This is a genomic window from Cohnella algarum (assembly GCF_016937515.1).
GTDB classification, from domain to species: Bacteria; Bacillota; Bacilli; order Paenibacillales; family Paenibacillaceae; genus Cohnella; species Cohnella algarum.
Genome location: NZ_JAFHKM010000002.1, coordinates 568,400 through 587,481, shown reverse-complemented (window position 1 = coordinate 587,481; position 19,082 = coordinate 568,400). Strand labels below are relative to the sequence as shown.

General features: G+C 55.7%; 14 protein-coding genes. 6 read left to right on the top strand and 8 right to left on the bottom strand.

Annotated features, from left to right (window positions below):
• Nucleotides 1–153: 153 nt before the first annotated feature.
• On the top strand, nt 154–2,397 hold the full coding sequence (locus tag JW799_RS02860) for an Ig-like domain-containing protein (RefSeq protein ID WP_176220770.1): 2,244 nt from the start codon (nt 154–156) through the stop codon (nt 2,395–2,397).
• A gap of 122 nt (nt 2,398–2,519) precedes the next feature.
• Here the strand turns inward: JW799_RS02860 and JW799_RS02855 are convergent, their stop codons facing one another.
• Complete coding sequence (locus JW799_RS02855) at nt 2,520–3,866, bottom strand: SGNH/GDSL hydrolase family protein (RefSeq protein ID WP_080836048.1); 1,347 nt, start codon at nt 3,864–3,866, stop codon at nt 2,520–2,522.
• 389 nt (nt 3,867–4,255) lie between these two features.
• Here JW799_RS02855 and gltB point away from each other — a divergent pair, with 389 nt between their 5' ends.
• Nucleotides 4,256–8,860: a glutamate synthase large subunit gene (gene gltB, locus JW799_RS02850; protein WP_205428611.1), complete on the top strand. Its 4,605-nt coding sequence runs from the start codon at nt 4,256–4,258 to the stop codon at nt 8,858–8,860.
• A 512-nt stretch (nt 8,861–9,372) separates the two neighbouring features.
• Here gltB and JW799_RS02845 read toward each other — a convergent pair.
• Complete coding sequence (locus JW799_RS02845) at nt 9,373–9,744, bottom strand: helix-turn-helix domain-containing protein (RefSeq protein WP_080836052.1); 372 nt, start codon at nt 9,742–9,744, stop codon at nt 9,373–9,375.
• Nucleotides 9,745–10,008: 264 nt separating this feature from the next.
• Here JW799_RS02845 and JW799_RS02840 point away from each other — a divergent pair, with 264 nt between their 5' ends.
• Nucleotides 10,009–10,440 (top strand): hypothetical protein, encoded by a 432-nt coding sequence (locus tag JW799_RS02840; RefSeq protein ID WP_205428610.1) that lies wholly within the window; start codon nt 10,009–10,011, stop codon nt 10,438–10,440.
• A gap of 102 nt (nt 10,441–10,542) precedes the next feature.
• Here the strand turns inward: JW799_RS02840 and JW799_RS02835 are convergent, their stop codons facing one another.
• The 6 genes from JW799_RS02835 to JW799_RS02810 all read right to left on the bottom strand — a co-directional run bounded on the left by JW799_RS02835 (nt 10,543) and on the right by JW799_RS02810 (nt 16,271).
• A complete protein-coding gene (locus JW799_RS02835; protein ID WP_205428609.1) occupies nt 10,543–12,339 on the bottom strand; it encodes an ABC transporter ATP-binding protein in 1,797 nt (598 codons plus the stop codon).
• On the bottom strand, nt 12,336–12,800 hold the full coding sequence (locus JW799_RS02830; RefSeq protein WP_080836058.1) for a lasso peptide biosynthesis B2 protein: 465 nt from the start codon (nt 12,798–12,800) through the stop codon (nt 12,336–12,338). Before JW799_RS02830 ends, JW799_RS02835 begins: the two co-directional genes overlap by 4 nt.
• 6 nt (nt 12,801–12,806) lie before the next feature.
• Nucleotides 12,807–13,097 (bottom strand): lasso peptide biosynthesis PqqD family chaperone, encoded by a 291-nt coding sequence (locus JW799_RS02825; protein ID WP_080836059.1) that lies wholly within the window; start codon nt 13,095–13,097, stop codon nt 12,807–12,809.
• Nucleotides 13,094–14,038 carry a phosphoenolpyruvate carboxykinase (ATP) gene (locus tag JW799_RS02820; protein WP_240353130.1) on the bottom strand — a complete coding sequence of 315 codons (945 nt, stop codon included), beginning with the start codon at nt 14,036–14,038 and terminating at the stop codon, nt 13,094–13,096. The genes JW799_RS02825 and JW799_RS02820 overlap by 4 nt, the downstream gene beginning before the upstream one ends.
• 81 nt (nt 14,039–14,119) lie before the next feature.
• Complete coding sequence (locus JW799_RS02815) at nt 14,120–14,293, bottom strand: paeninodin family lasso peptide (RefSeq protein ID WP_205428608.1); 174 nt, start codon at nt 14,291–14,293, stop codon at nt 14,120–14,122.
• 25 nt (nt 14,294–14,318) lie between these two features.
• Nucleotides 14,319–16,271 (bottom strand): asparagine synthase-related protein, encoded by a 1,953-nt coding sequence (locus JW799_RS02810; protein ID WP_205428606.1) that lies wholly within the window; start codon nt 16,269–16,271, stop codon nt 14,319–14,321.
• A 291-nt stretch (nt 16,272–16,562) separates the two neighbouring features.
• Here JW799_RS02810 and galU point away from each other — a divergent pair, with 291 nt between their 5' ends.
• The 3 genes from galU (at nt 16,563) to JW799_RS02795 (ending at nt 18,995) form a co-directional block, all read left to right on the top strand.
• The gene (gene galU / locus JW799_RS02805) at nt 16,563–17,471 is read left to right on the top strand and encodes a UTP--glucose-1-phosphate uridylyltransferase GalU (RefSeq protein ID WP_080836063.1); all 909 of its coding nucleotides are present in this window, start codon (nt 16,563–16,565) and stop codon (nt 17,469–17,471) included.
• Nucleotides 17,472–17,596: 125 nt separating this feature from the next.
• Nucleotides 17,597–18,358, top strand: coding sequence for a YveK family protein (locus JW799_RS02800; RefSeq protein ID WP_080836065.1), 762 nt, complete (start codon nt 17,597–17,599; stop codon nt 18,356–18,358).
• Nucleotides 18,339–18,995 carry a CpsD/CapB family tyrosine-protein kinase gene (locus JW799_RS02795; RefSeq protein WP_080836067.1) on the top strand — a complete coding sequence of 219 codons (657 nt, stop codon included), beginning with the start codon at nt 18,339–18,341 and terminating at the stop codon, nt 18,993–18,995. The genes JW799_RS02800 and JW799_RS02795 overlap by 20 nt, the downstream gene beginning before the upstream one ends.
• Nucleotides 18,996–19,082 lie beyond the last annotated feature (87 nt).

Here is a 19,082-nt window from a genome sequence, read left to right as displayed (position 1 = left end):
CGGATCCGGCTGCCGGCCTTCTTTCTTTTTCTGAGTCTAATGGCCTGATTTTTTCCCGAATTTCCCTTTATCCCTTCATTATCTCGGACGAATTGCCGATAACAATATCGGATGATGACGATAAAGAAATCAGTAGGAGGATTATTCAACCCGATGAACAGCAACGCGATTCAAGCGGTTCCGCAAAAACCGCGGCGTCCGGAGCGCATGACGACTCGTTGGATCGTCGCCCTATTGGTGGCGGCTTTATTGTGGGGCCAGGCAGGCGGGCTCGCGGCGGCGGAGGATACGATAACGGCCGTGGAACTGTCTTCGATTCCCTCGAACACGGTGTACGTAAACGAAGATTCGATCGCGTTGACCCTGTGGGCCACAGTAAGCGGCTCGACGACGAAAAAAGACGTAACCTCGGTCGCGACGTGGACTTCCTCGAATTCGGCGGTGTCCGTTAGCGGCGGCGTCGTTACGGCAAGTTCAAGCGCGAAAAATGTCGTGATTACGGGCAAATACAGCGGCTATACGGCAACCGTCACGATAAATTCGGTATATCGCTACAGCTCCATCGAGCTTCGCAAGCAGGGGGAATCGGCCGCTTTGGCCGACAAGCTGGATATCCGGCAAGGCGAATCGCTTTCGCTGAATGCCATCGGCAAGGAAACGAACGGCGGCGGAGAGACCGACGTGACCGACGAAGCGGCCTGGTCGACTTCGAACAGCAGCGTAGCCACCGTCGAGGACGGCGTCGTGACGCTGCTCGCCTCCGGCGAAGCGACCATTACAGTCAGCTATCTGGGGCGCACGGATTCGGTGAAGCTGACCGTATCTTCGCCCTATTCGAGCTTGAAGTTCGACCAAAGCGGTCCGATCGAGATGTACGTCGGCGACGACGATTACACGGGGCTCACGGTCACGGCTACGCTGAAAGCGGGCGGAACCGAAACCGTCACGGACAAGGTAACGTGGTCGAGCAGCAATACCGGCGTCGTGACGGTTGACGAAGACGGGGCCGTCACGCCGGTCGGGGTCGGCACGGCCGAGATCAAAGCGACGTATTTGGGCGTAACCGGTACGATTACGTTTGTCGTCCGGACTCCGTACGAAGCGCTGCGCATCACTCCGGAAAAAACGCTGAAGATTTCGCTGCAGGGCGGTCCGAAGGAGATCAGCGCCTACGTGCTGAACAACCTGGAGACGAAAACCGACGTGACGACGGCGGTGACCTGGACGTCCTCCAATTTGGTGACGGCAACGGTCGACATCGCGGGCGGCAAGGCGTACGTCACGCCGAAGAGCGCCGGCACGACGACGATTACGGCATCGTACAAAGGCTTGACGAAAACGCTCAACGTCACGGTGTATCCCACCATTACCGAATTGACGATCGACGAGGAAACGATCGACACGTACGCGGACGAGAGCGGCACGCTGCCTTCCGTCGGCGGCAAGACGCTTGCCGACGAAACGATCGACATCAGCGACGCGGTAACGTGGACCAGCTCGAACGATTCCGTCGTCGAGATCGAGGACGGCAAGTGGAAAGCGCTGAAAACGGGAACGGCGACGCTGACGGCGACGCTGACGAACGGCGGCGGAGACGTGCTTTCCGGGTCGTTCGAAGTCGTCGTCAACGAAAAGGTTCACCTGCTGATCCCTTCGACCGAATCGATGAGCATGATCATCGGCACGGAGGTCGCTTATCCGGAAGTGACGGTCGTCTACGAGAACGGCAATGAAGAGACGATTACGGATAAAGTGAAGTGGACCTCCTCTTCGGTCAATCTGCTCGTGAAGGAAACGACCTGGAAAGGCCTGGCGGCGGCCAAGGCGACATTGACGGGCACGTACTTGAACGCCACCGTCAAAATGACGGTAACGGTCGAGGAAGAATTCGTTTCCTTTACGATCGATCCGACGAGCATCGAGCTGACGTTGAAGAAAACGAAAAACATTAAAGTAACGGGCAAGACGAAGAGCGGCAAAAAGGTTTCGATCGCGTCCCGCATCGAATGGGCGTCGTCGGACGAAACCGTCGCGACGGTCGACGGCGCGAGAGTCAAGGCGATTGCGGAAGGCAGCGGCAAAATCACGGGCTCGATTCAAGGCAAAACGCTCACGATCCCGTTCAAGGTCACCGCGAAGCTGACCAAAATTACCGCCTCCAACGGGCCGTTGACGCTGAAGCCGGGAACTACCGGTTCCGTGAAGCTGACCGCCTTGTACGAAAACGGCAAAACGGTCGACGTGACTTCGCTCGCGACGTGGACGGCGACCAGCACGAAGGTGGCGACGGTAAACGCATCGGGCGTCGTCACGGGCGTCGCCAAAGGCAGCACGACGGTCAAAGCGAAATACGACGGCAAGACGGTCACGATACGCGTTAAAGTGGAAAAACCGTAAAAAATAGAAGCGGGATGGTCCGGATAGGTTCCGGGCCATCCCGTTTTTTGATCTCGGCGGCGGACTAGGAAGCCGGCGGCAGGATATACTAAAGCTGCATAAAAAGCCGTTACCGAGCTAAATTACGGATTGATAAAGGCGCTGTACAGCTTGGGACGGTAGACGACCTGGTAATTCAAGCCGTTCGCGATCGCGGCGAGCGGGACGTACGTTTTTTTCTCGTTTCCGACCGCTTCCAAATAGGCGGGAGCCGCCAGCGGCTGCTCGACCCCGTTGACCGCCAGCGTCTTCGAGCCGATCGTGATCGCGACCTCGCGTCCGTTCAATTTGAACAGGGCCGTCTGCGTCTTTGCGTTCCAGTCGACTTGCGCTCCCGTGGCGTCGGCCACGTCCCTGAGCGAGAGGAACGTCGTGCTGCTGCGAAGCTTCGGCTTGTTCGCGGTGGCAAGCAGCTTGCCTTTGATGTAAATGGCGGGAGCGGCGGGCGAAGCTGCCGACCCCTTGTTCGCGGCGGACAATTTTGCGTATTCGTTCCATATCGATTCGGAAAACGTTTTGGCGATTGCGTTGTAGCCGTTCTGGTTCGGGTGAATGTCCTTGTTCGCGTAAACGTGGGTAAACGAAAGCTCGAAGCCCGTAAACGCGGAGCTGACGCGAACGATGTTCAGCGGAATGTTCTCCGCCTGCAGCTTGGCCGCGAGTTCGTCCAAATCGGCCGACAATTCGCGCATATGCCCGATCAGAAGATCGTACAGCTCCGGGTTCGCCTGTCTCGGAAAAGGCAAATATTGATCCGACATATGAATGACAGCGTTCGGAGCAAGCTCGCGTACGAGCCGGACGGCCGTTTCTGCATGCTCTGCATAATTATTCAGTTTGCTTTCGATTTCCGCGTTAAGCGTCCGCGCCGCCTCTTCGGCGGGCTTTTCGAGCAGGTCGCGGACAAACGCAAGAAAATCGTTGCCCCCGATCGTTATGGCCACGAGATCGGCTTGCGCCAAATCGTCGGCCAGCTTCGCCCCCAGCGCCGCGACCGCCTCCGCTTGCTGCTCGATGCGCGGATCCGCGAAGTCCTGAATGGCCGCGGCGGGAAGCGCCTTCCGCTCCGCCGCGCCCCGGAGCTGGTTCGCCAGTCCTTCCGTTTTCAGGCCGAGAATGGCGTAATTGGCGAACTCCGCCCGGCCGTGCAGGAGCGCCTGCTCGTACAGGCGGTCGGCATAGCCGTAAACGTCGGAAGCGGCGGCGACTCCGGGCTCGTAGCCGACCCCGATGGAATCCCCCAGCACCACGATCCGATACGCGTCGGCGGAAGAGACGGCGGCGGTCGGCGCCCGATCTGCCGAATCCCCTTCCGCGGCGTTAGCCGGCAGCGCCCCCGATGCCGTCCATGCCAGCGTCCCGGCCAGCGCGACGGCGGCCAATTTGCGAAAAACGGTTCCGGCGTACAGGCCGTGTCGTTTCCGAGTCATGATCGCAAGCCTCCACTCATGAATAATTATTCGAACCCTGTCTTTTTCTGCAAACTATTGGCGAAATATTAAATTGTCATTTTCCGAACGAAGGTGTTAAAATAACATAACAATAAAAAACCATCTCAAGCCGGGTCGGACTCCGGGCTTGACCGTCGAAGCGTTTGGCCGAGGCTGCCGCTTCGACTCGTTGCGCGTTACTATTGTACCAGACTTTACGGCGAAAGGCAGTAGTTTCCGGACGGTTCGCACAAGGGGGATGGCCGCCCGGCGCTCAGCTGCCGATCGCTTTCGAGCGTTTGCGTTATAGACCCGGAAGTCGGTGCCGCCAGCGTTTGATCGTTCCTTCCTCTTCCAGATCTTCTCCTATAGAAAGGATGCGTTTTAAGATGAAAGAGCTCGTGAACGGATTGCCTCCGAAGCAGGGGATGTATGATCCGCAATACGAACGGGATGCCTGCGGCATGGGCTTCGTCGCCCATATCAAAGGCCGCAAATCGCACGAGATTATCGAGCAGGCGCTGACGCTGCTCTTTAACATGGAGCACCGGGGCGGGCAAGGAAGCGAACCGAATTCGGGCGACGGGGCGGGCCTGATGATGCAGATTCCGCACAAATTCCTGAAGAGAGAAACGTCCAAGCTCGGCATCCAGCTTCCCGAAGAAGGCCGTTATGCCGTCGGCATGGTCTTTTTGACCCAGGACGAAGGCCAGCGGGCCAAACATGAGGAAATTTTCGCCTCCATCGTCGAGCAGGAAGGGCTTCGTTTGCTCGGCTGGCGCACGCTGGCGACGGACGACAGCATGCTCGGCATTTCGGCCAAGCGCGTCAAACCGTTCGTCCGCCAGGTATACATCGAACGCGCCGCCGGACTTGCCGACGATTTGGCGTTCGAAAGAAAGCTGTACGTCGTTCGCAAGCTTGCCGAGAAGGCGATCCGCTATTCCGGAATTCCGGGCGGCGATTCGTTCTATTTTTCTAGCCTTTCGAGCAAGAAGGTCATTTACAAAGGCATGTTGACGACCGAGCAGGTCGGGCAGTTTTATTCGGAATTGCACGATCCGGACATGGAGACGGCGATCGCGCTCGTGCACTCGCGCTTTTCGACGAACACGTTCCCGAGCTGGGAGCGGGCGCATCCGTTCCATTATATGATTCACAACGGCGAGATCAACACGCTGCGCGGCAACGAAAACTGGATGCACGCCCGGCAGACGCTGTTCGAATCGGAGCTGTTCGGCGACGACCTGGAAAAGGTAAAACCGATCATCAATCACGATTTGTCCGATACGGGCAAGTTCGACAATACGTTCGAGTTTCTGTACCTGGCCGGACGTCCTCTCGCGCATTGCGCGATGATGATGGTGCCGGAGCCTTGGCAAAACGACGAGCATATGGACGACGAAAAGCGGGCGTTCTACGAATACCACAGCACGCTGATGGAGCCCTGGGACGGCCCCGCCGCCATGGGCTTTACCGACGGCGTGCAAATCGGCGCCATTTTGGACCGGAACGGCTTGCGTCCCGCGCGCTATTACGTGACGAAGGACGACCTGATCATCATGGCATCCGAGGCCGGCGTCATCGAAATTCCGCCGGAAGACATCGTGCTGAAGGACCGGCTTCGTCCGGGCCGCATGCTGCTCGTCGACACGAAGGAAGGCCGGATCGTATCCGACGAAGAGCTGAAAAAGAAAATCGTGTCCGAGTATCCGTACCGGGAGTGGCTGAACGACCACCTCGTCGATCTGGACGATCTTCCGGACGCTACCGAGCTGCCGGAAGAGGACCATGACAGCGTCCAGCAGCGCCAGCAGGCGTTCGGCTACTCGTTCGAGGATATCCGCAAGATCATCGAGCCGATGGCGTCCAGCGGCGTGGAGCCGCTCGCATCCATGGGCTACGACGCGCCGCTGGCCGTCCTGTCGGAACGTCCGCAGCGTCTGTTCAACTACTTCAAGCAGCTGTTCGCGCAGGTGACGAATCCGCCGATCGACGCCATCCGGGAGGAGATCGTAACCTCCACGTATACGACGATCGGGCCGGAGCGGAACCTGCTGAATCCGGAGCCGGAAAGCTGCCGCCACATCCGCCTCGTCTCGCCGATCGTATCGAACGAGGATTTCGCGAAGCTGCGCCATGTGCACCGTCCGGGCTTCAAGTCGATTACGCTGCCGATTTTCTTCCCGGCCGACGAAGGCGAAGCCGGGCTGGAAAGCGCGCTGAAGCTGCTCTGCGAAGCGGCCGACCGCGTCATCGAGCGCGGGCACAACATCTTGATCTTGTCCGACCGGGGCATCGATGCGGACAACGCGGCGATTCCGTCGCTGCTCGCCGTATCCGCCGTGCACCATCATCTGATCCGCAAGGGCACGCGGACGAAGGTCAGCATTTTGCTCGAATCGGGCGAACCGCGCGAAGTGCATCATTTCGCCTTGCTGCTCGGCTACGGCGTCAGCGCCGTCAACCCGTACCTGGCGTTCGAGACGCTGGACGATCTGATCCGCCAAGGCCGGCTGAAGGGCATTTCGCACGAAAAAGCCGTCAAAAATTATTTGAAAGCCGCCAATAAAGGCGTCGTCAAAGTCCTGTCGAAAATGGGGATCTCGACGATCCAATCGTACCGCGGCGCGCAAATTTTCGAAGCGATCGGCCTTCAGGAAGACCTGATCGAGAAATATTTCACGTGGACGCCTTCCCGGATCGGAGGCATCGGACTCGCGACGATCGCCGAGGAAACGCTGAAGCCGCACTACCGCGCTTACGCGAAACAGGAAGGCGCCGAGACGGAACTCGATTCCGGCGGCGACTACCAATGGCGCAAAGACGGGGAAGACCATCTGTTCAATCCGAAGACGATTCATACGCTGCAGATGGCGACCCGCGCCAACGACTACAACCTGTATAAGAAATATTCCGCCCTCGTCCAGGGCGAATACGAGGAAATCCGCACGCTGCGGTCGCTGCTCGACTTCAAGTTCGACCAGCCGCCCGTGCCGCTCGAGGAGGTCGAGCCGGTCGAATCGATCTTCAAGCGGTTCAAATCGGGCGCGATGTCGTTCGGCTCGATCAGCAAGGAAGCGCACGAGGCGCTCGCGATCGCGATGAACCGGATCGGCGGCAAGTCGAACTCCGGCGAAGGCGGCGAGGATCCGGCCCGGTTCATTCCGGACGCGAACGGCGATTCCCGCCGCAGCGCGATCAAGCAAGTCGCTTCCGGACGCTTCGGGGTGACGAGCTATTACTTGTCCAACGCCGATGAAATCCAGATCAAAATGGCGCAAGGCGCGAAGCCGGGCGAAGGCGGCCAGCTGATGGGCCGCAAAGTGTACCCGTGGGTCGCCGAAGTGCGCGGCACGACGCCGGGCGTCGGCCTGATTTCGCCGCCGCCGCACCATGACATTTATTCGATCGAGGATTTGGCGGAGCTGATTCACGACCTGAAAAACGCGAACCCGAAAGCCCGCATCAACGTGAAGCTCGTATCGGAAGTCGGCGTCGGCACGATCGCCGCGGGCGTCGCCAAGGGCCGCGCCGACGTCATTCTGGTCAGCGGATACGACGGCGGCACCGGCGCTTCGCCGATCGGCTCGATTCGCCACGCGGGATTGCCGTGGGAGCTCGGCCTGGCGGAAACGCATCAGACGCTGATCCTGAACAATTTGCGCGACCGCGTCGTCGTCGAGACGGACGGCAAGATGATGACCGGCCGCGACATCGCGATCGCCGCCTTGCTCGGCGCCGAGGAATACGGCTTCTCGACGGCTCCGCTCGTCGTGCTCGGCTGCATCATGATGCGCGTCTGCCAGCTGGATACGTGTCCGGTCGGCGTCGCGACGCAAAATCCGGAGCTGCGCAAGAAGTTCATGGGCGACCCGGAATACGTCGTCAACTACATGCGCTTCCTGGCGGAAGAATTCCGCGAGATCATGGCGCAGCTCGGCTTCCGGACGGTCGAGGAGATGGTCGGACGCACCGATCGCCTCGACACGAAGAAAGCGATCGCGCATTTCAAGGCGCAGGGCGTCGATCTGGCCCCGCTGCTGCACATGCCGCAACTGCCGGAAGGCTCTTTCCGCTACAAAGCGAAGAGCCAAAATCACGGCCTGGAAGAGTCGCTTGACATGCAGCAGCTGCTTCAGGCGGCGGCGCCTGCCATCGAGAGCAAGCAGTCCGTCGAAGGGACGTTCCCGATCAAGAACACGAACCGCGTCGTCGGGACGATCGTCGGCCACGAGGTGACGATGAAGCACGGCAAGGACGGACTGCCGGAAGATACGATCCGGTTCCATTTCGTCGGAACCGCCGGCCAAAGCTTCGGCGCCTTTGTGCCGAAGGGCATGACGCTTTCGCTGGAAGGCGATGCGAACGACTATATCGGCAAAGGGCTGTCCGGCGGCAAAATCGTCGTCTACCCGTCGCCGAAGGCGACCTTTAAAGCCGAAGAGAACATTATTGTCGGCAATACCGCGTTTTACGGCGCGACGAACGGCGAAGCCTACATTCGCGGCGTGGCGGGCGAGCGGTTCGCGGTCCGGAACAGCGGCGCGAACGTCGTCGTCGAAGGCGTGGGCGATCACGGCTGCGAATATATGACCGGCGGGCGCGTCGTCGTCCTCGGGAACACCGGCCGCAACTTCGCGGCGGGCATGTCCGGCGGCATCGCCTACGTCATCGATTGGGACGGCGACTTCGTCAAGCGCTGCAACTTCGAGATGATCCTGCTCGAAAAGCTGGAGGACGAAACCGAAATCGCCGAAGTCCGCGGCATGGTCGAGAAGCATGTCCGCTATACGGGCAGCGAGCTCGGCGCGCGCGTGCTCGGCGAGTGGACGGAGTTCCTCCCGCGGTTCGTCAAGGTCATTCCGAAGGATTACAAGCGGATGATGGAGCAAATCGCCAAAGTTCAAGCCCAAGGCTTGAGCGGAGAGCAGGCGCTGCTCGCCGCCTTCGAAGCGAACATGCGGGATTTGTCCCGGGTCGGCGGGAATTAAATAAGTTCGGCGGCACCCCCCGGAAGGTTCGGGGGTGTCTTTGCGTTTCGCCGCCTTTCAAGGCCGACGAAGCCTTTATGACTTGTAATCGATCCAAAGTCCCCTTTTTTCTCTCTTAAAATATGGAAAAATGGTAAGTATTCTGGTTAAATTCCGTGGAAACGACAACAATGTTCAACATTCTTCGCGGCGCTTCTGTTATAGAATAAGGGTAGTCGGTGTTTTTTTTTTGAGGTTAGAAAAATGAGGGGATTGGGTGGAAATGGAGAGAAACGAAAGTGTTTCGAAAGAATCGAACAAAAGGAACGAATCCATTCAACCATTGGAACTCGACATCCGAAAAATCATGATTCAGATGGGCATCCGTGAGGAACGACGTCTGGAAGCGCTGCAGATGATTACATACAAGAGCGATGAGCCGCGATAACGAGTCAAACAAAAAAACTCCAAGGACGGATGAAAGGATCCGAAACGATCCGTCGCCTTAGAGATTTTTGTATCCGAAAGTTCGTTTATTGGTTTAATTGACGTTCCGCTCTGACGAAGGCGATGAATCGCCTGGCCTCCTCCGGCGAAAGCTTGCGGCCGTCAATCGTAAGGGAGAAGCGTTCGAGCAGTTCCTGATCGGAGAGCTCAAGATCTTCAACGAACTGCCGAACGTCCGTCTCCAACGTCGAATTCGGATTTTGGGTACGTCCTACCAGGTAATCCAGAGAAACTTTGAAAATGTCCGCGATTTTCGTCAGCGTCTCCGTATCGGGCTCTCTTCTGTTTTTCTCATAGTGGGAAAGGGCTGCGCGCGATATTCCGAGGGAAGACGAGAGCTCCTCCTGGGTCCAGCCTTGTTTCTCCCTAAGGAATGCAATACGGCTGCCGATATTCATTAATTGTCCCCCTTAGGCGTTTCTCTTGTTCAATCATAATACGAATAGTAAACAATTTCATTGATTGCGACGAAACGTCGCAACGCTTAATCGTTAGTATGATCCGTAAGGATGACGATTAAACCTACACGACATCAAAAAAGTAAGCAAGTATAATTATGACGTTTCTGTAGCACAAATGTCAAAAAAAACCTTGACTAGATACGAAATGTATCATACATTCAAAGTAGGATTATGATACATATGGTATCGGAGTGAAGGCCGTTGGACTTTGCCGCTGATGAAGACGAACTGAATTACCGAGATTGCCTTCCGATCAAAATTTATCATCTGGTTGCGGATATATCGATCAAAAAAATTCAGGAAAAAGAAATCCGCAGCAACAAGCAAAAGGTGTTGTTGAAGGAAATCAGCTTCAAAGGCTGCCGATTCCAGACCTTTTTGCGGATTCCCGCGCGCGATGACGTCGAATGGATGCTGGAGATCCAACTGGGGCTGCATACGGTCCGGTTAACCTCCGTTATCGAAAATTTCCGCGAAGAAGAAGGGCTGTTCGTATATTCCGCCTGCTGGAGGCTGACGAGCAGCGAGCAGCAAAATTTCGAATACAAGCTTAACGAATATTTGCGAACGGTGTTGGTTTCGAACCGACGGATATTGGAATTATATCGCGAAATTAGCGACAGACACGGGTAAGGTCGCGGCCGGAAACGGAACAACGCGTATGAAGGGAACGACCCGTCACCATAGCGAAAGGCCAGCCGTCAGCTGCGGCTGGCCTTTTACGCGATACGGACGTTAACTCCCCATCTGATATTCCAACAGCGTTCGGAACGTTCCCTTTTTGTCATTGGAAAGCTGAACATATCCTCCTTGTTCGACGATTCGGCCGTTTTCCAAAACGACGACCTGGTCCGAGTTGCGAATGGTGGAAAGGCGATGGGCGATGACAATGATGGTCATGCTTCCCTTCAGCCGTTCCAGGGCCGCTTGAATTTTCGCTTCGTTCTCGTGATCCAACGCGCTGGTGGCTTCGTCCAGGATGAGAATTTCCGGCTTTTTCAAAATCGCCCGCGCCAGCACGATCCGTTGACGCTCGCCCCCCGACAGCCGCGTTCCCCGATCGCCGATGACGGTATCGACGCCGTTGGGAAGGTTCCGTACGAATTCGTCGGATGCGGCAAATCGCAAAGCTTCCCAAATCTCCGTTTCCGTCGCATCGGGCTTCACCATCAGCAGGTTTTCGCGGATGCTGGCGTTAAACAGGAACGGGTCCTGCGAAACGTAACCGATCGATTGCCGGTACGAAGGAATCGTTTCATCGGTAATGGCCGCGCCATCGACGAGCAGCCGGCCCCGCTCGGGCCGGAGCAGACCGGTAAGGATATCGATCAGCGTGCTTTTCCCCGCGCCGGACTTGCCGACAACGGCGGTCATTTGATTGGCGGCGATTCGCAGCGAGATGTCGTTCAATGCGTAGACGGGCGAATCGGGATCGTAGCGAAAGCAAATTCCGCTGCATTCGATCCCTTGCGCGACGGGCAGCGGCCGGACCGGGGATTTCGTTTCCGCCGGAAACCGTTCGTTATGAAGCTTGCACTCGTTAAGCAAATCGTCCAGGCTCTTGAAAGCGGGAAGCACGGAGCCGAGCTGCTGGATATTGTTCTGAATGGAAATGACGAAGGGCCATAACCGGATGAAAATGAGGACGATCAAAATTAACTGCTCGATTTCGACTTGATAGAGCACGCGGGCGATAAAAATAAACGCAACCATGAGCAGCGCGGAGACGACGTTGTAGAAAAACTTCGTATTCATTTGCAGTTGAACGAAACGGGTCACGTTTCGCTCGATCTGCACGCTGACGGACTGAAACCAATTCAGATGGGAAACCTCAAGCCGGTTGCTTTTTATATCTTTGATCCCGTTCAACTGATCCGAAAGTCCCGAAAAATAGTCCAAGGAGAGCTCCGTCGTTTGTTTGCCGAGCCGCTTGGCCTTCGACACGCCCTTGCGCGAGAAGTACGCAAGAATCAAGCCGCTGATCAGAACGAACGAGGTCAGGGCGGCGGACGACCAGAAGGCGATTCCGATTTGAATCGTACAAAAGATCAAGGCCGAAACGAAGCCCAGAATCAGGGATACGCCTTGGGCGACGCGCCCGATTTCGGTCGTCAACAGTTGATTGAAATCGGATTTTCTTTTTTTAAGGAAAAACTCCCAATTGGCTTGCAGCAGCGCCCCGTAGGCTTTCACCTTGAGATGCCGGCTGAAGCCTTGCTGAATCCGGGTATCCAGCAGCACCTGATTCCGCTGCAGGAGCGTTTGTCCGATCGTGAGCAGCAGATAGATCGCCAGGACGATCGGCAAATTGATATCGATCGTAAACGCGCTTAACGACTCGAACAAGGATGAAACCAACGGAATATTTCCGAACTGAATGCTGGAGACGCCGACAAAATGAAGCATCGGAATCAGGAGCAGCAGCCCGATCCCGTTCGCGAGACTGCTGAGCAGCATCGTAAAAAGGTTAAGATAAAGTTTGAATCCGGCAAAGGCATGCAGCTGCTTCCAAAGGTTTACGATGAGTTTCATGTGGGAATCCCTTTCGTTTCCGGCATCCGTTGGCCGAATTTGGCGACAACGGTATACTGCTCCAGCCCTCCGGCTCCGGTAAGAATCAGTCCGCCGCTGCGGAGCCAGGCGTGCGCCACCAATTTGCCCGATGGGTCCCGGGCCGTTCCCATATAAAGCGTGCTGCCGATTCGCCGCCGCTGCAGCATTTTCATGCCGGCGATCGCCGAAACCAGGCACTTGCTTTCCCACCACGTATGCTTGCTGGCGACCCGAATCGCCTGGGATATTTGCAGGGCGATCCTTTCGTTCGCGAGGTTGCGGTCGTAGGAGGTTTCCGTCATCGGCTCCCCCAGCATCGGCGCGACCCGCGAAAAGGGCAGCGCCTTCAGGATGCGGGCCCAGCCCAAGTAGAGAAGGGCTTCCAACAGAAGCTTCTTTTTATCGGAGCGAAGGGAGAGAAACTTTTTCCATTTCCTCATTGCCGTTTACTCCGCTTGAATCAGCTGTTCGTCGACAAGACGCTGCAGGAAGGAAATCACATGCTGCTCGCATGACAGCGGATCAACGTCGTATTCCTGAACGAGGGTATCGACAATGCGTCTGACCGTCGTCGGGGTTTGAAGGAGCTCCCAAATCCTTCCCCCCGTTTCCCCCAGGTTGTAGTAGTTGCCGTTCCGGATGCTCATCATCACTTTTTCGCCGGACATATCGCTCGTCACGTGCCCTTGAACCTGGCAAACCGTGGTGTCCGGCTGTATTGCGGCAAGGTCCTTCATAACACGATACTCTCCTTTTCGACGGTTTGAAGAATGCGGCCCGGCAGCTCGTGCAGGGTATATTCGCCGGAAGAACGAGTCAGCCGGTAAATCGGAGTCGCGCGCGCGATCGCGACCGACGCGTCGAAGTGCCATTGCTCCAGATGCAAGGGAGCGATCAAAAAGTTGCGGTACGTATGGTAACGCAATAGCGGCAAGCTTTCGAGGCGTTCGACGGGATGCAGCTGCACGCCCGATTGCTTGGCCGCCGTCAACTCGAAAATTCCCGCCAGCGGGATCGGCTCGCTCGCGAATTTCGAAACGACGGGAATGCCGAATTTGTCCGCTTTGTTCCATAAAGGACGATATTCGCTTGCCTGGATCTCAAGCAAGGAGATGCTTTCTTGCCATAGCTTCTGCTGCGGATAAGCCGGAATGACGTGCGGAACGCCTCCGGCTTCCGGCAAAACGGAAACCGCAATGACGTCGTCGGTCAGGAGGGAATACCCTCGTTCGACGAAGGCAGCCGCGAGCGTGGATTTTCCGGCGCCCGAATTTCCGACGATCGCGTAGGCTCTGCCTCCGATCACGATTGCGCTGCCGTGAAGCGGAAGAATCCTTTTTTGAAACAGAACGGCTCCCATGCAGCTCCCGAGTATGTAAAGGCGAACGAGTCGTTCGTCGACGCCGGGCAGCGGGCAAACGCCGATTTTACGGCCGTCGCTGATCGAAGCGATGGCGACGTCGGGAAAATGAAAAAGAACCCGGTTATCCTTGACCCGATAAATGCGATTGGCCGTTTCCTCTTCCTTCCATGCGTCCAGTAGATCGGCCATTCCGATTTCGATATCCGCAGGGCCGCGGTCGGAACCGGGAAGCAGCTCCGGAAACTCGATCTCGCTGGCGATCCGGAAGCCGAAAGCGGTATAGCGGAATTTAGGTTCGAAACGAATGAATACCACCGCCTCAGTCGGTCATGAAATAGACGGCCCTTATCCCGAAAACTGAAGGCATAAGGGCCGCTTGAAGCTTAGAAACTACGATTAGGAAGCCAGAATAGGACCGGTGTTGCCGCCCGTCTGCTGACCGTCGTCATAGAGATCGGCGTCGAGTTGGGAACCAACCCAAACCCAGTCCACATTCGTCGAACCCGTTCCAAGCATCGTTTCCCGAACGTTAAGTACTTCTATTTGCGGCTCTTTCCACATTTTTTTCATCGATTTCACCTCCTTTCACGCTAATTTATTCGAAGCTTTTCAAAAACCGGTTCACAATCAGGCCGCGCATGACCAATTTCATGTCGGGGTCTACGGCAAGCTCGGGCTTTGGCGGCTGCGCCTCCAGTTTGACCAGCGAGCTTCGAATTTGAGAGACGTTTAAGCACTCGGCCGCAATCGCGCTGTCGCCAATCGCCTTCGCTTCCCGGACAAATTCCGGCCAGCTCGGCAGCATCCGGTGAACCCAGTCCGTCGCTTGCACGCCTTTGAAGCGCATATTCAGCCGAATCTTGTCGGGCAAGTACCGCTCGGTTGCCCTGCGGATCAACGAGCGTCCGACCCCGTTCAGAACATACTGCTCGATCGGAACGGACAAGCAGAAACGAACGACCCTCGGGTCGGACGTCGGATCGCGTTCCCACAGTCCGTAGCGAAGCGAAAGCTTGGCGCCCGACATGCCCTGCATGCTCAGCAGGGCCAGGTTGCCCAAGTAATTTTGCCGTTCCTCCAGCATGCTCTCGTTGGGGTTCTCGAGTCGGCCGAACAGCTCGCCCTTCTTTTCGAACACTTGGGTTTTCGCCGCGAAGTCCGGATGAATCATGGACGGAAACGTCCGCTCCGGCTTTGCTCCGGAGAACGGAAAGCCGCCTGGAAAGGGAGCGGCCAGCATGCCGATCTTGGGGAAGAGCCGCGATCTGCGCATTTTCATCTGCTTGCTGAGCAGGGTGGCTTGCCGATAGAAGCGAATCCACTGCCACTTTTTCAGCAGAAAAACGCAGTATTGCGCCGCGGAGCCCCAGGATACGGTGTTGTTTCCCTTGGCCCCCGTCAGCAGCACGCCGATCCCTTCCGAACGGGCCGATTCGAAAACTTCTTTTATCCAGAAGGAGTTTTCGAAAAATTTATACGGCATCTCCAGCATCCGAAGCCACTCGTCGATTTCCGAATACGGGCTCCGTCCGGGGCAATTCAGGTAGCGGTCCCGAATGTTGCCGACATGCCGGACCGTCTCCCGGATGAACGGCCGCTCGTCGGGGACCATGTGAGGAGCCGTCCACGGCTTGAAGTCGGGCGCGGGCACCGAGCTGTAGGTATAAAGCGTCTTTCCCTCATGCCGCAGCGCCATGGCCGCGAAGCTCGCGACGCTTCCGGAATCGAGTCCCCCGCTAAGCGTAGCTCCGACCTGTTTGTGCGTCCGAAGCCTGGCGGAAACCGCCTTGCCGAACACGTCGCGAAACGCTTCCTCGTATTCCCCGTCGGAGCTCAGGTTCAGCCGTTCTTCGGATACCAACGACCCGTATCGGGTAAGCGAGAGCCTGCCGTTTCTCAGGGTGAAGGAGTGCCCCGGCGGGATCTGGCCGATGTGCCGATAAGCGGTTGAGCCGGGATCGGTCGAGTCGAGAGCCGTAGGGAGAGCCAGAAAGTCGGCCAGCCAGTCGCGGTCAAGCTCCCTCTCGATGCCCGGAACGGAAAACATCGGCGCGACGGCGGAACAAAAGACGAACTTTTCCCGTTTCCGTCCGAAAGCGTAGTACAGCGTCCGGCTGCCGGTCAAATCCCGCGAGCCGAACAGCTGGCGTTTGTCCGCATCCCAAATGACGAAGGCAAAGTCGCCGAGCAAAAATTTGGCGGAATCTTCTCCCCATTTTTCGTAAGCCAGCAAAATCAGCTCGCTGTCGGACATTCCGTTTCGAAGGGGAAAAGGGATCCGCAGCCTGTCGCACAATTCATCCCGGTTGTCCAGGAAGGCGTCCGCCGTAATGGCCAATCGGAGTTCTTCTTTATATAGAGGCAAAACTTCATGAACCGATTCGGGAGTCACCCGCTGAGCATGGCAACCGAGAAACGCGAAACGGTCGTGCCAGACCCGCGAATCGTCGGCGGGATAGTTGCGCATCGCCTGCATGAGGCGAAGTCCGTCATCTGCCGGAAAATCGACAGCTTGGTCCGTTTTTACGACACCGGCAATTAAACTCATGATGCCTCCTCGAACAGAGTCCGACATTACTCATGGATTAAATTATACAGAAAATCAAACAATATGCAACGGTACGTATCATTTTTTACAGAAAAAGATACAATATGTTTCAGATAAAGTTTACGGAATATGCTGTAAACCCTTACAATCCTTTTCCAGCGCGGAAGCCGAAAGTTTATGAAAAAAGAAATGAAAAAAGGCATTGACAGTAAGCGAATACACATCGTATTGTGAACGTATAAAAGTGATACGAATTGTATCATGCCACTTCAATAAAAAGGATGGATGAGGATGAGAACAGTTCGAAAAGCGATTATACCCGCCGCTGGAATGGGAACCCGGTTTCTGCCCGCGACCAAAGCGATGCCGAAAGAAATGCTTCCGATCGTCAACAAGCCGACTATTCAATACATTGTCGAAGAAGCGATCAATTCCGGCATCGAGGATATCATTATCGTCACGGGAAAAGGCAAGAGGGCCATCGAGGATCATTTCGACAACGCGTTCGAGCTCGAGCAAATGCTGATGCAAAAGGGAAAAGTCGATTTGCTTGGCGAAGTGATCAAGTCCTCCAAGGTCGAGATCCATTACATACGTCAAAAAGAAGCGAAAGGATTGGGCCATGCCATTTGGTGCGCCCGCAAATTCATCGGCGACGAACCGTTTGCCGTTTTGCTCGGCGACGACATCGTAGAGGCCGAAACTCCGTGCATCCGGCAATTGGTCGATCAATTCGAGCGGCTCCAGCAATCCGTTATCGGCGTTCAGTCCGTGCCGATCGAAGAGACCTATCGGTACGGGATCGTCGACCCGTTGCTTGCCAACGGCCGACTCTATCAGGTGAACAAATTCGTAGAAAAGCCGGCGAGAGGAAAAGCGCCGTCGAATTTGGCCATTCTCGGCCGCTACGTATTGACGCCGGATATTTTTCATTACCTTGAAAAGCATGAAATCGGAGCGGGCGGCGAAATTCAGCTGACGGACGCGATCGAAAGGCTGAACCAGGACCAGGGGGTATACGCCTATGAATTCGAAGGAAAGCGGTACGACGTCGGCGAAAAGCTGGGATTCATTTTAACGACGCTGGATTTCGCGATTAAAAATCACGAGCTCCGTCATCCGCTGCTTACAGCTCTGGAAGAAATCATTGAACGCGAAAGAGCGGAGCCGCTGCTCGTTTCTCAAAAAAACGAAAGATAAGATCGGCAAAGCAGTTGACAAGTTACAAATTGTATCATAATCTTATAAATAGCTCCGAAATGTTCCTTATTGTAACAAAAAACTGCCGAGATTGCTGAATCTTTTTTTCGAGCGGAGGATTAGGAATGGAATTAAAGGAAGTACTTGCCTTACTCAGAAAACACCTGTGGCTAATCGCACTCGTCGTCATCATCTCATGTCTTGCTACCGCGTTATACAGTTACAACAATGCTTCGCCATACTACCGGGCTTCTGCAAAACTACTTATTAACTATGCCAATCCCAACAACGGTACCACTTCGATCGACATTAACTCGATCAACACGAACATTCGGCTAATCAACTCGTACAAAGAAATCATCTTGTCCGAGGCCATCCTGAACAAGGTTGCCGAAGCCAATCCGGATTTGAACATGACCGGCAAGCAGCTGATGGGATCCGTAGCGGCCGGCTCGTCGGAAGACTCGCAAATCATGACGGTGACGGTCTACAACGAGAATTACCAAACGGCCGTCAGGTTGACCAACGAGGTGGCCGAAACGTTCCGCCGCGAAATTCCGAATATTATGAAGCTGGATAACGTAACGATTCTCACTCCGGCGGATCCGAACGCTCCTCCCGTCAATTTGGCTTCAAATCCGATGCTTAATGTTGTGCTGGCGTTCCTTCTATCGTGCATGATATCTATCGGTTTTGTCATTTTGCGCAATTACCTGGACGATACGGTGAAAATGGAAGCCGATATCGAAAAAACGGTCGGTTATCCGACTTTGTCCGTCATTCAAGTGATTCGCAGCAAGGACTTGAAGCCTCGCAGGAGCAACAATTTCCCTTCCCAACCATCTCACAAAGCAGGTGAACAGACATATGCCGCCGCAAACCGCTAATTCGAAACTGATCGTGCACCGCAACCCAAGCTCATCTTTATCCGAGGCTTATCGGGCTCTTCGAATGAATATCCAGTTTGCATCCGGCGAGGATCCCGTCAAAACGATCATGGTAACTTCGCCCGGCAACGGCGACGGGAAGTCGACCACGATTGCCAATCTGGCTGTCGCCTATGCGCAAGAAGGGAAAAAAACGCTTCTGATCGACGGGGATATAAGAGACCCGTCCCTGCATCACCTGTTTTCGCTTTCCAATGTATCCGGTCTGACGAACGCGTTATTGAACGAAAAGGGATGGAAGTCGGTTATTCAGGCAACCCAAATCCCCAGGCTATCCGTCATGACTTCCGGTATCACGCCTTTGCATCCATCCGATCTGCTCGCTTCAGAATATTTGCCGGACCTCATTTCAGACATCAAGCAACACTTCGATATCGTCCTGTTCGACTCGCCGCCGCTGCTGACGGTTACCGACGGCCTGAAAATCTGTTCGTTATGCGACGGCGTGTTTATCGTCGCAAGCCAAGGCAAGACCAAAAAAGCATTGCTCAAAAAAGTAAGGCAGTCCCTTGAGCATGCGAATGCCCGCGTACTGGGCGTGGTTTTGAATAAGACGAAATATTCAAAAATTTTATAGCTTGCTAGGTTCTCGCGAACGCGGATGGCGGAAGCGGCCATCAGGGAAAGCCTGCTGCCTCCTTTATCACTGCAGGTACTCGGTCAT

What these genes read in the sequence shown, in the direction of transcription:
- JW799_RS02815 (WP_205428608.1), bottom strand. Translation starts at nt 14,293, where the DNA reads ATGAAAAAAATGTGGAAAGAGCCGCAAATAGAAGTACTTAACGTTCGG.
- JW799_RS02800 (WP_080836065.1), top strand. Translation starts at nt 17,597, where the DNA reads ATGGAATTAAAGGAAGTACTTGCCTTACTCAGAAAACACCTGTGGCTA.
- JW799_RS02845 (WP_080836052.1), bottom strand. Translation starts at nt 9,744, where the DNA reads ATGAATATCGGCAGCCGTATTGCATTCCTTAGGGAGAAACAAGGCTGG.
- JW799_RS02835 (WP_205428609.1), bottom strand. Translation starts at nt 12,339, where the DNA reads ATGAAACTCATCGTAAACCTTTGGAAGCAGCTGCATGCCTTTGCCGGA.
- JW799_RS02855 (WP_080836048.1), bottom strand. Translation starts at nt 3,866, where the DNA reads ATGACTCGGAAACGACACGGCCTGTACGCCGGAACCGTTTTTCGCAAA.
- galU (WP_080836063.1), top strand. Translation starts at nt 16,563, where the DNA reads ATGAGAACAGTTCGAAAAGCGATTATACCCGCCGCTGGAATGGGAACC.
- JW799_RS02795 (WP_080836067.1), top strand. Translation starts at nt 18,339, where the DNA reads ATGCCGCCGCAAACCGCTAATTCGAAACTGATCGTGCACCGCAACCCA.
- JW799_RS02860 (WP_176220770.1), top strand. Translation starts at nt 154, where the DNA reads ATGAACAGCAACGCGATTCAAGCGGTTCCGCAAAAACCGCGGCGTCCG.
- JW799_RS02830 (WP_080836058.1), bottom strand. Translation starts at nt 12,800, where the DNA reads ATGAGGAAATGGAAAAAGTTTCTCTCCCTTCGCTCCGATAAAAAGAAG.
- JW799_RS02825 (WP_080836059.1), bottom strand. Translation starts at nt 13,097, where the DNA reads ATGAAGGACCTTGCCGCAATACAGCCGGACACCACGGTTTGCCAGGTT.
- JW799_RS02810 (WP_205428606.1), bottom strand. Translation starts at nt 16,271, where the DNA reads ATGAGTTTAATTGCCGGTGTCGTAAAAACGGACCAAGCTGTCGATTTT.
- gltB (WP_205428611.1), top strand. Translation starts at nt 4,256, where the DNA reads ATGAAAGAGCTCGTGAACGGATTGCCTCCGAAGCAGGGGATGTATGAT.